This window comes from Aeromonas sp. SrichE-2G (assembly GCF_017939565.1).
Taxonomy (GTDB): Bacteria; Pseudomonadota; Gammaproteobacteria; order Enterobacterales; family Aeromonadaceae; genus Aeromonas; species Aeromonas taiwanensis.
In genome coordinates this window covers 184,934-197,301 of the sequence record NZ_JAGKRG010000006.1, presented here as the reverse complement: position 1 = coordinate 197,301, position 12,368 = coordinate 184,934, and the positions used below count along the sequence as shown (strand labels likewise).

Below are 12,368 nucleotides of genomic sequence, written 5' to 3'. Positions count from 1 at the left end.
GCTAGAGCCCGAGGAAGCGGACGATCTGGGCTGGGTAGCGCTCAAAGCCCACGAAGGCATGATTGCCACCGCACTCCAGGGAGAGGCGGGCGAAGGCGTACTCCTGCAGCGCCTTGCGATAGTCGAGCACTTCATCGTCCTGCTGCTGCAAGATCCAGAGCCGCTCGGGAGCCGTCACCGGCACCGCCAGCGCCCGCAGCTCGTCCATGTGCGCCGGCAGCAGTTCAAACTGCTCGTTCGTGTAGGGATTGGTCTGGGGGCCGAGATAGTCGCACAAGAGCTCGTGGGGACGTACCGCCGGGTTGATGAGCGCGGCGCGGCAGCCGTACAACTCGCTCACCCTGGTCGCCATAAAGCCGCCGAGGGAGCTGCCCACGGCGCCGAGGCGCAGCCCCTCCCCATGACGGGCCTGCAGCCCGGAAAGGGTCTGCTCGATGGCCGCCCAGGCCTGCGCCGGAGTATTGGGCTGGGCCGGGATCACCACCTCGATGTCGGGCCTGTGCTCTGCCACCCAGGCCGCCATCTGTTGCGCCTTGGCGGAACCCGGTGAGGAGTTGAAACCGTGCAGGTACAGGAGAACTGAGGTCATGCAGTGCTCCTCAATAACCGGTGGCATTGGGGTCTGGCACAAACTGCCCCAGCGGCAGGCGCCACACCTGGCTCGCGATCCGGCCGTCCGGATGCAGGGTGAGATAGCGCCAGCCCGGGCCGGATTCGTCCAGAGCGAAGCCATCGGAGAGCGGCTTGAACTGGATGCAGGTGGAGGGGCTCGCGATGAGCCGCACACCGCGATGCACCTCGTCGAACTCCTGATGGACGTGGCCGAACAGTATGGTCTTCTGCTGCGGGTGACGGGCCAGCACGGCAAAGAGATCGTCGGCATTCTTGAGGTTGTGCTGATCCAGCCAGGCGCAGCCCACCGGCACCGCCTGATGGTGCAGGGCGATCAGGGCGTGCCGCTCGGGATGCTGGCGCAGTGCGCTGTCCAGCGCCGCCAGCTGGTGATCCCCCAGCACGCCGTGGGGTTTGCCACGCACCTGGGTATCGAGCAGGATGATCTGCCAGTGCTCCCCCACCAGCTGCTTGGCCTCGCTGATCCCGGCCGCATGGAGGTACTCGGTCATCAGGGGGCCGTCGTCGTGGTTGCCGGGCAGCCAGTAGATGGGGCGCGCCAGGGGAGCCATCATGGAGGCAAAGCGCTGATAGGATTCCGGGCTGTGATCCTGGGAGAGATCCCCGGTAGCGAGGATGAGATCGAACGGATGGTCGTTGCCCTGCACCTGTTCCAGCACGGCGGCCAGGCTCGCTGCGGTGGGCACGGCCAGCAACCGCCCCTCGGCACTGGCGAAGAGGTGGGTATCGGTAATCTGTAACAGGCGCACACTGCCGTCCGGCGCCTGAGGTAGCTCTGTTTCCAAAATCACGCTTCTTTTTTTATGAGTTCGACTAGAGGATGTTGATCAGGCTGGTGCCGTGTTTGAGACAAAATCTTAACCAATCGGCCAGGAATAGATTTACCTGCTCTTTTTCATCCCTGTGGTGCATTTTTTGATTGGGATAATCATAACGTGGTTGCAACATCGAAATCTGTTGCGCCGCACACACTTCCGCCATCCGCACGTCGTGATACAAACGAATCTCAATGCGAGCCTGCAAGTAGCCCGGCAACTCGGGATTGTGCTGGGCCAGGATCACCTGGCTGGTGAAGCGGCTCTCTTCGGTGACGGTGAGCCGGAACTGCAGGCCGTTGCCCACCTGATAGCGGCGCTCGGCCCCCACGACGCAGTCGGGGGGCAACAGCTTCATCAAGGCCATGTAATTCACCTCGCAGGTACGCTGCAAGGACATCAGGTCAGGCACATAGCGCTTCATCGGGCTCTGGACTAATGGCATATCGCAGCTCCATCAATCAGGGTCCATGGGGAGTTCACCTCGCAGGTACGCTGCAAGGACATCAGATCAGGTACATGGCGCTTGGCCAGGAGTACGGACATCTCAGCGCCCCGCCAGCCAGCGGGCTTGCAGCTCGCCGTGGTTGAGGGCCAGCCATTGCAGGGCGATGACGGAAGCGGCGTTGTCGATACGCCCCTCCTTGAGCCAGGCATAGGCTTGCTCACGGCTCACCACGTGCACCCGGATGTCTTCCCCCTCTTCCGCCAGACCGTGGATCCCCGAGGCCCGGCTCGCATCCACCTCGCCCACATAGACCTCGATCCGCTCCGTGCTGCCACCCGGGCTCACCAGGTAGCTGATGGCATGCTCGCAGCGGCCCACCTCGATGCCGGCCTCTTCCACCGCCTCGCGGCGCACCACAGCCTCGGCGGTCTCCCCTTCATCTATGATGCCGGCCACCAGTTCAAGCAGCCAGGGGGTGGCGCTGGTCTCCATGGCACCTATGCGAAACTGCTCCACCAGCACTATCTCATCGCGCACCGGGTCATAGGGCAGCAGGGCGGCGGCATGGCCCCGTTCGAACAGCTCGCGTACTATGGGCTCATTCCAGCCACCGGCGAACAACCTGTGTTGCAGACGGTAGACGTTCACCTTGAAGAAGCCGTTATATCCAGCTGATTTATCGATGATTTTCACATCATCACTGGCGAAGTGGGCGGTTTGAGGCAAGGCTTGCTGTGACATTCGAGACTCCTGCCAGCTTGACTTGGCTTGGTTTGACCATAATATTCGGGGTCATGAATGAACATTCATTCACTCGTGCTCGCCGACGATGAGGGAAGGATTTTAGCAGTCACAGGACATTTGGCTAGGCGCCTTGCCGAGAAAACTCGCCCCAAACCTTGACGTTGCCCCTGCTGGAAAAGAGACAGTTCGCAATGAAATCTGCTTATAGTAGAGTGGTTAAGCTGAAATCAAGCTTGGTCGGTGACAATCCCTCTCTTCATCCAGCGGACAGCTTTGGGTTGATACAAAAGGTTAAAACTATCATATGAAAAGAACACTCTTGTCAGTCATGGTGATGCTGGGTGTGAGCGCGACCGCTCATGCCGAAAACCTGCTCGATATTTACCAACAAGCCCAGCTCAAGGATACCCAACTGCTGGAGTCCAAGGCCAAGCGCGACCAAGCCTTCGAGAAGATCAACGAATCCCGTGCCGCCCTCTTGCCCCAGATCAACCTGGGTGCCGGCCTGAACTACCTGCAGAACAAGGATGACACCCAGACCAACACCGGCGCCACCGGCTCCCTGACCCTGGATCAGTCCATCTACCGTCGCAGCAACTGGGTCAACCTGGATCTGACCGAGAAGAGCGCCACCCAGTCCGACGTGGCCTACAACCTCGAATACCAGACCCTGATGTTGCGTACCGCCCAGGCCTACTTCAACGTGCTCAAGGCGATGGATACCCTGGAGTTCGTGCGTGCCAACAAGACCGCGGTCGAGCGTCAGCTTGAACAGACCCAGCAGCGCTTCGAGGTGGGCCTGACCGCCATCACCGACGTGCACGAAGCCGAGGCCGAGCGCGATCAGGCGCTGGCAGACGAGATCAACGCCGAGAATACCTTGGACAACAGCTACGAGAGCCTGCGCGAGCTGACCGGTATCGATCACCGCCAGCTGGACGTGCTCAACACCGATCGCTTCAGCCCGCAGAAGACCGCTTTCAATTCCGACAAGTGGCTGGAGCTGGCGCTGGACAAGAACCTGGAGCTGCACAGCGCCCGTATCGGCAAGGACATTGCCAAGGAACAGATCGATCTGGCCAAGACCGGCCACGAGCCGACCCTGGATCTTGGCGCCGGCCTCAGCGCCGGTTACAACGACTACAAGGACGAGATCCGCAACCCCGAGAGCAACAGCAACCAGGGCAACATCGGTCTGAACTTCAACCTGCCGCTCTACACCGGGGGTGCCACCACCTCCCAGGTCAAGCAGGCGCAGTTCAACTACGTGGCCGCCAGCGAGCAGCTGGAGCGCAGCTTCCGCTCGGTGCAGAGCACGGTCCGCTCCTCCTACAACAACGTGAACGCCAGCATCGGCTCGGTGCGCGCCTACAGCCAGTCCGTCATCTCCGCCGACAGCGCCCTGAAGGCGACCGAGGCCGGTTACGAGGTGGGGACCCGCACCATAGTCGACGTGCTGGACTCTACCCGCAAGCTGTACGAGGCCAAGCAGAAGCTCTCCGAGGCCCGCTACAACTACATCCTCAGCATCCTCTCCCTCAAGCAGGCCGCCGGCATCCTGGAGCAGAAGGATCTGGAAGAGGTGAACCAGGGTCTGATGCCCGCCCCTCAGGTCACCAAGCAGTCCTGAGCCAGGCGCACCCCATGAAAAAAGGCGACCCTCGGGTCGCCTTTTTGCTGCCTGCTTGCCAGCCCCTTGCGGGGCCGGCCATGGGCAGGATCTCTTGACTCAGCCGCGCTCGCGGATGGTCTTGATGATGTCGGTGGTGGAGCAGCCGTCCTCGAAGTTCAGCACCCGCACCTCGCCGCCATTGGCGGTCACTTCGGCGTAACCCGCGATCTCTTCGGGCTTGTAGTCGCCGCCCTTGACCAGCAGATCCGGCAGGATCTCGGCGATCAGGCGCTGGGGGGTGTCTTCGCTGAAGGGAACCACCCAGTCCACGGCACCCAGCGCCGCCAGCACCGTCATGCGGCGCTCGGTCGGATTGACCGGACGGCCCGGGCCCTTCAGGCGGCGCACGGACTCGTCGGTGTTGACCGCCACGATCAGGCGATCCCCCAGCTTGCCCGCATTGGCCAGGTAGGAGACGTGGCCCGCATGCAGAATGTCGAAGCAGCCGTTGGTCATCACCACCTTCTCGCCACGCAGGCGTGCAGCCTGGACGGCCACCTTGAGCTGGGCCTCGGACATGACGCCAAAACCGGTCTCCTGCTCGGTGTAGAGCGCGTTGGCGAGCTCCACCGGGCTGACGGTGGAGGTCCCCAGCTTGCCAACCACGATGCCGGCGGCGGTATTGGCCAGGGCACAGGCCTCGTCCAGGCTCATGCCGGCGGCCAGCGAGGTCGCCAGGGTGGAGATGACGGTATCGCCGGCACCGGTCACGTCATAGACCTCGTGGGCCTGGGCCGGCAGGTGCAGCTCGGGCCGTCCTTCGCGGATCAGGGTCATGCCGTTCTCGGAGCGGGTCACCAGCAGGGCGTCCAGCTCGAAGCGCTTGACCAGGTCCAGCCCCTTGGCGACCAGCTCCTCCTCCCCCTTCACCTTGCCCACCACGGCCTCGAATTCGGACATGTTGGGGGTCAGCAGGGTGGCGCCGCGGTACTTCTCGAAGTCGGTCCCCTTGGGGTCGACCAGCACGGGAATGCCGGCGGCGCGGGCGCGGCGGATCATACCGGGCACGTCGTTGAGGGCACCCTTGCCGTAGTCGGAGAGGATCATCACGTCCGCCTCGGGCAGCGCCTGCTCGACCTTGCCCATCAGCAGGCTCGCATCCACGTCGTGGAAGGCCTCTTCGAAGTCCAGGCGCAGCAGCTGCTGGTTGCGCGACAGCACCCGCAGCTTGGTGATGGTCGGGTAGTCGGCCAGGCGAACGAAATCACAGGCGACCTTGACCCCGGCCATCTGGCCGGCGAGGGCATCGGCAGGCTCATCCTGACCGGTCAGCCCCAGCAGCACGGCCTGGGCGCCGAGGGCGGCAGAGTTGAGCGCCACGTTGGCAGCGCCCCCCGGGCGTTCCTCGATGTGCTCGACCTTGACCACGGGCACCGGTGCCTCGGGGGAGATCCGGCCGGTGGGGCCATGCCAGTAGCGATCCAACATGACATCGCCAACGACCAGAACGCGGGCTTTTTCAAACTCGGGCAGGGTGATCTTCATCTGTATCGGCTCTCAAAACCTGAAAAATTCAGCGGTCGATTTTATCACACTCTTTTCTCCGACGTGAAAAAAGCGCTGCCGTGGGCACCGGCCCCATCCCTCCCGACCCCTCTGACCAGGCGACGGTGATTCGCACCCGTCCCGCTTTTTCGGATAGAATCCCCAGATTGCGAGTGGCACCATCCGCACGGCCAGGCACAAGCACGGCCCGCCCCGTTCGGCTGGACTCCCCTATTTTGCGTTTGTGAACAAGAGACTCTTCATGGCCCAAGAACAAGCTCCCCGCCTCGAACCCCGCCTGTTCCATCCCCGTTACTGGGGCAGCTGGCTGGGCCTCGGTCTGCTCTGGCTGCTGGTGCTGCTGCCCTGGCGCAGCCAGATGTGGCTGGGTCGCCAGCTCGGTACCCTGGCCCGCAAGGTATTGAAATCCCGCGTCAAGGTTGCCCGCCGCAACCTGGAGCTGGCGATGCCGGAGCTCAGCCGGGATCAGCGCGAGGCCCTGCTGGTGCAGAACTTCGAGAGCGTGGGTTGCGCCATCTTCGAGGTGGGCATGGCCTGGTTCTGGCCGGACTGGCGGATGCGCCGCCTGATGAAGGTGGAAGGGGAAGAGCACGTCGCCCGCGCCGTGGAGCAGGGCCAGGGCATGCTGCTGCTCTCCTGCCACTTCCTCACCCTTGAACTCAATGCCCGTTGCTTCGGCCTGGTGCGGCCCGGAGTCGGCGTCTATCGCCCCAACACCAACCCGGTGCTGGAGTACGCCCAGTACCACGGCCGCTGCGCCTCCAACAAATACCTGGTGGACCGCATGGACGTGAAGGGCATGATCAAGGCGCTGCGCAACGGCGACGCCCTCTGGTATGCGCCGGATCACGACTACGGTAGCCATGCCAGCGTCTTTGTGCCCTATTTCGCGGTAGAGCAGGCGGCCACCATCACGGGCACCGCCACCCTGGCCCGGGTGAAGAACACCGTCACCCTGCCCTGCTACAACATCCGTACCGCCACCGGTTACACCCTGCACATAGGGGCGCCGCTGACAGACTACCCGAGCGGCGACGACGTGGCGGATGCCAGCCGCGCCAACCGGGAGATAGAAGCCGCCGTGCGCAAGGCCCCCGAGCAGTACATGTGGCTGCACCGCCGCTTCAAGACCCGTCCCAATCCGGAAGATCCCGGCTACTACTGATGGCCGGCCTGCCACTCCCGACGCCGGAGGGGGACACAGCCGACAGCGCCTTGCCACCAGCCCCAATGACAAAGCCCTCGCACTGCGAGGGCTTTGTGTTATCTGCCTGAGTGGTCGTTATTGACGAGTCAGGCGGTAGATGGCGTAGCCGGGGTGCTTGGCATCGTCCGTCGGCAGGGTGGACTGGTAGGCCAGATCCGACCCCGCCAGGGCTTTGGCCTCGTCCGTCGGCGAGGAGTAGAGCCGCACGTCCACGCTGGCGGGCAGCGCCTTCATGTGCCAGTTGTTGTTGGCTGCCGGGCTGAAGCCGGCCGGGTTCTCGGCGGACTGGACCTTCAGGTACTGGGCAATGATCTCGCGCGTCTCGGAGGGATCCTCATGGACGATGTTGCTGCCATCGATGCCCGGGAAGTGGCCGCCGCCGCTGGCGCGGTAGTTGTTGGTCACCACGTAGAACTTCTGGGCCGGATCGATGGGCTGGCCGTTGAAGGTGAGGCCGCTGATGCGCTGGCCGTCGCTCACCTTGACCCCGTCCTTGCCGTAACGGGCGGGCTGGGTGATGTCTACCTCATAGCTGACCCCGTCAATCACGTCGAAGTTGTAGGTGGGGAAGTTCTCGTTCACCAGCCACTGCACCTCTGTCTTGGTGGTGTCGATCTGGTTGAACTGGCCGGCGCTCATCTCCAGCCACTCCTTGACGGTGGCCCCGTTCACCTCGACCACCTGCAGGGTGTTCGGGTAGATGTAGAGGTCGGAGACGTTGCGCAGGGAGATGTCGCCCTGGGCCACATAGGTGAAGTCGTTGATGCCGTTGCGCCCGCCACGGAACGGGGCCGCAACCGACAGGATCGGATAGGACTCCTTGAGCAGGCCGTCTTTTTGCAGTTGCTCGGCGTGGCGGCGCTGGGCATCGCTCACCAGCTGCACCGAGGGGTCGTCCTGCACCAGGGCGAAGAAGCTGTGGATGGGAGAGGTGATCTTGCCCAGCGGCTCGTCCAGCCACTGGTTGGTGGCGTCGTGATCCGCCTGCACCAGGTCCACCACCCGCTGATCCACGGCGCTGCCCTCGCTGGAGTCGATCTTGCGCAGGCTGGCCTGGCTCTGTTTCACCTGCCACTTGCCGTCCACCTGCTCCAGCTTGAGGTCGATGATGCCGAGGTGGTTGCCCCAGTAGCCGGGCATCACGGTCGGGATGCCGCTCAGGGTGCCGGCCTGGTTGTCCACCTCCGGCAGATCCGGGAAATCCCCCGGGAAGTTCTTGTGGGCATGGCCCAGCATCAGGGCATCGACCCCCTTCACCTTGGCCAGGTGCCAGGCGGAGTTCTCCATCATGGCCTCGTAGCTGCTGGCGTTGATGCCGGTATGGGCCACCACCACCACCAGATCGGCCCCCTTGGCACGCATCTCGGGCACGTAGTGGTTCGCGGCCTCGACCATGTCGGCCACCACCACCTTGCCTTCCAGATGGCGTTTGTCCCACTGCAGCACCTGGGGCGGGGTCAGGCCCAGAATGCCCACCTTGACGGTCTGACGCTGACCCTTGTCGTCGGTCACCTCGCGATCCAGCAGCAGGTAGGGGGTGAACTTGTTGCCACTCCACTCAATCTGCCCCTTGGCGTCCCGCTTGAAGGCCGCCGCCTCGAACACGTTGGCGTTCACATAGGGGAACTCGGCTCCCGCCAGCACCTTGCCGAGGTAGTCCAGGCCGTAGTTGAACTCGTGGTTGCCGAGGTTGCCGGCGTCATAGCCGAGCTCGTTCATCGCCTTGAACACAGGGTGGGCCTGCTTCTCCAGGTAACCGGCGCCGGACTGTTCGAAGATGTAGTCCGCCAGCGGCGTGCCCTGGATCAGGTCGCCGTTGTCGAGCAGCAGGTTGTTGGGGTTCTCGGCGCGGGCCGCGCGGATCAGCAAGGCGGTGCGGGAGAGGCCGAACTTGCGGTCCTCCTTGTTCTGGTAGTAGTCATACCCCAGCACGTTGGAGTGGATATCGGAGGTCTGGATCAGGCGCAGGGAGACGGTCCCCGGCTGCGCCTTGCTGTCGTTTTCGTTGCTGCAGGCAGACAGCAGCACGATGGCGGCAATAGCCCCCAGCTTCATGGTGTTATTCACTGTGTTTTCCCTTTTATTATGAGTAACGCTTTACCAGCGCTGGGAATTTAACAGACGAATATGTCAGCAGATGACACCGGGACTCATTTTTATGAAGCCCGGCACAAAAATAGCCTTATGAGGCCAGAATGGCCCCGCCTGCCAGCTTGGCCGCCAGCACCAGCATGATGAGACCAACAACAAGATCAATGGCTTGCTGCACTCTTCCCCGAGCGAGCCAGGGTGACAGCGCCGCCGCCCCGAATGCCAGCCCGTAGAACCAGACCAGGGACGCCAGCATGGCACCGGCCGCAAAGGCAGGCCGCAGCTCCTCGGAAAACTGGCTGCCGAAGGAGCCGAGCAGCATCAGGGTATCCAGATAGACATGGGGATTGAGCAGGGTCACCCCGAGTGTCATGGCCAGCACGCTCTTGACCCCCATCAGCTGCGGCGAATCCGCCAGCGCCGCCTCCTGGCCGCGCCAGGCGCTGCGCAGGGAACGCACGCCGAACCAGCCGAGGAAGAGCACGCCGCCCCAGGTGAGCAGGGCCAGCCCCACCGGACTGGCCGCCAGCAGGTTGGCGCCACCGAAGACACCTATGCCGATCAGCACGAGATCGCACAGGCAGCAGAGGGTCGCCGTCAGCAGGTGGTGGTTGCGGTGGATGCCCCGGCTCAGCACGAAGGCATTCTGGGCTCCGATGGGGATGATCATGGCGAGGCCGAGGGTAAAGCCTTGCAGGGTGGTGGCAAACATGGACATGCGTTCCTGTAGAAGAGTTGGACGCACTATAAAGGGGCGCACGCAATCAGAGAAATTCATTCATTTTCTGGTGCATTCGAAAATCTTATGACCAGAACGGGAAGTTGCTCGGCGGCGGGCTGTCAGTGGCAGGATCTGGCCATTGTGGCGCCCTGACACAGCCCCGACAATCGGCGGGATAGGAAGTACGGGTGAGAAGGCGAGGAGGCGACTGGGAAAATATCGAACGACGGGAGTGCGCGACCCGGTCGGCGCTCACTGCGGCAACTTGGGGAAGTTGGTGACCACGACCTGCTCGAGGTTGGGCAGCAGGATGCCGCTGCTGACGCCCTTGGCGACGGCCTGGTAGCGGTTCATCGAGCCCGTTTTGCGGGTCACCTGATTGAGGTGGTAGTTCACCGTACGCTCGGTGATCCCGAGAATGCAGGCAATCTCCCCCGACGTCTTCCCCTCGCTGGCCCAGAACAGGCACTCGGTCTCCCGCTCCGTCAGGGCCTCCTGGGGAGCATCTTCCCTCATGCTGCTGCGCACGACCCGGATCGCCGCCTCGAAGATGTAGTGGGACATCCAGGAGAGGATGGGCGAGGACTCCAGCATCAGGTCGCTCGACGCCCGCTCCCGGGTGATGAACGACAGTATGCCGTTTTCTCCCGCCGCGCCGTGCAACGGGAACGAGATGCCGTTGCGCAACCCGAACTCCGCCGCCAGTCCCATCACGTCCATGCTCCCCTCTTGCAGGAAGCGCGCCTTCTCGTCCAGTCGGTTCCAGTAGATAGGCAGGGTCTGCTGGCGGGCAAGCTGGATGATGGGGTCGCAGGCCAGCATGTTGTTCGCCGTATAGGCCTGCACCCAGGAGTCGGGGCACTGGTTGAACAGCACGACCTTGGGCCTTTGCATCGACATGGGCAGGATGAGCGCAAAGCGATAGTAGTCGTAGCCCATACCCCGAGAGAAACGACCGATCAGCTCGGACAGCCGGTTGCCATCGGTCACCAGAGTGAAATGTTCCAGATACTCAAGCAGTTGGTCGCGTGTCATGGGCAAGCCTCCCCGTGGCCAAGGCCTGGGATTATAGCGGCTAACCCTGAAATGCAGAGATATGAATGCTTGTTTTCAAAGAAAAATCAGCCGAACACCCCAGATGGTAGGCCGGAAACGAGCGCAATCGGTTTCGCAAACGAGCCCTTTCCAACCGACTCAATCGAGGCAAAAAACCTGAAGGAAACCCACCCGGAACGATATCGACAAACTGGATACCCATCGGGTACAGAGCGGAAATGGAGCATGGCCCGTGCAGCTGACGCCACCTGCTCAGCTTTACCAGAGCGATATGTGTTCAGCCCCCTTGCAAGGGGAGTACAGAGTCGCCAGCACGCTGGTTGCGGCGACCTGATCCCGTAAAAAGGTCCCGGGGCTGTGCCCGGGACCAAGACGCTCGCTATGGCCCGTTTCCACCCCATGCAAAAACGGACCAAATGAGTATCTTATGAATCTCATTTGGCCTCTACTGTCACATCTCACAGTGGCGCCCCCTCTCCACCATCCGCAGCGGGTTGTCCTCCCGGCGCCGCTCCAGTAGCATTCTTGCTCAATCCTCCTTCTCATAAGGAATGCTGATGAAGACGCTGGACTACAAGCTGCTGCTGGCGCTGGATGCGGTGATGCAGGAGCAGAACTTCGAGCGCGCCGCCCAGCGCCTGCACATCACCCAGTCTGCCATCTCCCAGCGCATCAAGCAGCTGGAGCAACAGTTTGCCGAGCCCCTGCTCATCCGCAGCCAGCCCCTGCAGGCCACCCCGCTCGGCCAGAAGCTGCTGGCCCACTACCGTCAGGTGCGCCAGCTGGAACTGGAGCTGGCCGGGGAGCTCTCTCCCGCCGCGCCCCAGGCGCCGATCCGGGTCAGCATCGCCGTCAATGCCGACAGCCTGGCCACCTGGTTCCTGCCCGCCCTGGCGCCGCTGCTGGAGCAGCACCCCATCGAGCTGAATCTCCTGGTGGACGACGAGAGCCGCACCCTGGATCGGGTGCGCGAGGGGCAGGCGTTCGGCGCCGTCAGCCTGCAGTCCCAGGCACTGGCCGGCTGCTGCGTCGACGAGCTCGGCGAGATGCGCTACCTGTTGACCGCCAGCCCCGCCTTCGTCGCCCGCCACTTCCCCCACGGCCTGACCCCGGAGGCACTCGCCAAGGCGCCGGCGGTGGCCTTCGATCAGCGGGACGACATGCACGTGAGCTTCATGGCCCGCCACTTCGCACTGCCCCCCGGTGGCTACCCCTGCCACACGGTGCGCTCGTCCGAGGCCTTTGTCGCCATGGCCGAACAGGGGCTGGCCTGCTGTCTCATCCCTGAACTGCAGATCCGTCAGCAACTTGCCGAGGGGCGCCTGCTCGACCTCAGCCCGGATCACCACCTGATAGAGCGACTCTACTGGCACCGCTGGGTGCTGGAGCGGGGGCTGCACAAGCAGATATCCCAGCGCCTCATCCAGCAGGGACGCCGGGCACTGCAACCGCGCTGAGGGGGCCGTTCACCTTGG

The 12,368-nt window shown here is 63.1% G+C and carries 11 protein-coding genes; 3 read left to right on the top strand and 8 right to left on the bottom strand.

Translation table 11 applies throughout. The annotated features are described in order from the left end of the window. Nucleotide 1: 1 nt before the first annotated feature. The 4 genes from J9885_RS10765 to nudF form a co-directional block, all read right to left on the bottom strand. Nucleotides 2–589: a YqiA/YcfP family alpha/beta fold hydrolase gene (locus tag J9885_RS10765; RefSeq protein WP_210549433.1), complete on the bottom strand. Its 588-nt coding sequence runs from the start codon at nucleotides 587–589 to the stop codon at nucleotides 2–4. Nucleotides 590–599: 10 nt separating this feature from the next. Further along, nucleotides 600–1,418: a 3',5'-cyclic-AMP phosphodiesterase gene (cpdA, locus tag J9885_RS10760; RefSeq protein ID WP_134695282.1), complete on the bottom strand. Its 819-nt coding sequence runs from the start codon at nucleotides 1,416–1,418 to the stop codon at nucleotides 600–602. Between the two features lie 28 nt (nucleotides 1,419–1,446). Further along, on the bottom strand, nucleotides 1,447–1,893 hold the full coding sequence (locus J9885_RS10755; protein WP_210549432.1) for a DUF1249 domain-containing protein: 447 nt from the start codon (nucleotides 1,891–1,893) through the stop codon (nucleotides 1,447–1,449). A 102-nt stretch (nucleotides 1,894–1,995) separates the two neighbouring features. Continuing rightward, on the bottom strand, nucleotides 1,996–2,637 hold the full coding sequence (nudF, locus tag J9885_RS10750; protein WP_043757266.1) for an ADP-ribose diphosphatase: 642 nt from the start codon (nucleotides 2,635–2,637) through the stop codon (nucleotides 1,996–1,998). Nucleotides 2,638–2,944: 307 nt separating this feature from the next. On the opposite strand from nudF, the gene tolC reads away from it, so the two are divergent. Further along, a complete protein-coding gene (gene tolC, locus J9885_RS10745) occupies nucleotides 2,945–4,270 on the top strand; it encodes an outer membrane channel protein TolC (RefSeq protein ID WP_043757263.1) in 1,326 nt (441 codons plus the stop codon). Between the two features lie 99 nt (nucleotides 4,271–4,369). Here tolC and hldE read toward each other — a convergent pair whose 3' ends face one another. Beyond that, the gene (hldE, locus tag J9885_RS10740) at nucleotides 4,370–5,797 is read right to left on the bottom strand and encodes a bifunctional D-glycero-beta-D-manno-heptose-7-phosphate kinase/D-glycero-beta-D-manno-heptose 1-phosphate adenylyltransferase HldE (protein WP_210549431.1); all 1,428 of its coding nucleotides are present in this window, start codon (nucleotides 5,795–5,797) and stop codon (nucleotides 4,370–4,372) included. Nucleotides 5,798–6,059: 262 nt separating this feature from the next. Between hldE and lpxL the strand changes: the two genes are divergently transcribed. After that, a complete protein-coding gene (gene lpxL / locus J9885_RS10735; protein ID WP_210549430.1) occupies nucleotides 6,060–6,983 on the top strand; it encodes an LpxL/LpxP family Kdo(2)-lipid IV(A) lauroyl/palmitoleoyl acyltransferase in 924 nt (307 codons plus the stop codon). Between the two features lie 117 nt (nucleotides 6,984–7,100). Here the strand turns inward: lpxL and J9885_RS10730 are convergent, their stop codons facing one another. The 3 genes from J9885_RS10730 to J9885_RS10720 all read right to left on the bottom strand — a co-directional run bounded on the left by J9885_RS10730 (nucleotide 7,101) and on the right by J9885_RS10720 (nucleotide 10,872). Continuing rightward, nucleotides 7,101–9,080 carry a bifunctional 2',3'-cyclic-nucleotide 2'-phosphodiesterase/3'-nucleotidase gene (locus tag J9885_RS10730; protein WP_210549538.1) on the bottom strand — a complete coding sequence of 660 codons (1,980 nt, stop codon included), beginning with the start codon at nucleotides 9,078–9,080 and terminating at the stop codon, nucleotides 7,101–7,103. 127 nt (nucleotides 9,081–9,207) lie between these two features. Beyond that, nucleotides 9,208–9,828: an L-lysine exporter gene (lysE, locus tag J9885_RS10725; RefSeq protein ID WP_043757303.1), complete on the bottom strand. Its 621-nt coding sequence runs from the start codon at nucleotides 9,826–9,828 to the stop codon at nucleotides 9,208–9,210. A gap of 261 nt (nucleotides 9,829–10,089) precedes the next feature. Then, nucleotides 10,090–10,872, bottom strand: coding sequence for a LuxR family transcriptional regulator (locus tag J9885_RS10720; RefSeq protein ID WP_210549429.1), 783 nt, complete (start codon nucleotides 10,870–10,872; stop codon nucleotides 10,090–10,092). Between the two features lie 578 nt (nucleotides 10,873–11,450). On the opposite strand from J9885_RS10720, the gene J9885_RS10715 reads away from it, so the two are divergent. Further along, a complete protein-coding gene (locus tag J9885_RS10715) occupies nucleotides 11,451–12,350 on the top strand; it encodes a LysR family transcriptional regulator ArgP (protein WP_210549428.1) in 900 nt (299 codons plus the stop codon). Nucleotides 12,351–12,368: the final 18 nt, after the last annotated feature.

Coding starts and splice junctions, on each gene's coding strand:
- hldE (WP_210549431.1), bottom strand. CDS start 5,797: ATGAAGATCACCCTGCCCGAGTTTGAAAAAGCCCGCGTTCTGGTCGTT.
- lpxL (WP_210549430.1), top strand. CDS start 6,060: ATGGCCCAAGAACAAGCTCCCCGCCTCGAACCCCGCCTGTTCCATCCC.
- J9885_RS10765 (WP_210549433.1), bottom strand. CDS start 589: ATGACCTCAGTTCTCCTGTACCTGCACGGTTTCAACTCCTCACCGGGT.
- J9885_RS10755 (WP_210549432.1), bottom strand. CDS start 1,893: ATGCCATTAGTCCAGAGCCCGATGAAGCGCTATGTGCCTGACCTGATG.
- J9885_RS10720 (WP_210549429.1), bottom strand. CDS start 10,872: ATGACACGCGACCAACTGCTTGAGTATCTGGAACATTTCACTCTGGTG.
- J9885_RS10715 (WP_210549428.1), top strand. CDS start 11,451: ATGAAGACGCTGGACTACAAGCTGCTGCTGGCGCTGGATGCGGTGATG.
- J9885_RS10730 (WP_210549538.1), bottom strand. CDS start 9,080: ATGAAGCTGGGGGCTATTGCCGCCATCGTGCTGCTGTCTGCCTGCAGC.
- lysE (WP_043757303.1), bottom strand. CDS start 9,828: ATGTTTGCCACCACCCTGCAAGGCTTTACCCTCGGCCTCGCCATGATC.
- nudF (WP_043757266.1), bottom strand. CDS start 2,637: ATGTCACAGCAAGCCTTGCCTCAAACCGCCCACTTCGCCAGTGATGAT.
- tolC (WP_043757263.1), top strand. CDS start 2,945: ATGAAAAGAACACTCTTGTCAGTCATGGTGATGCTGGGTGTGAGCGCG.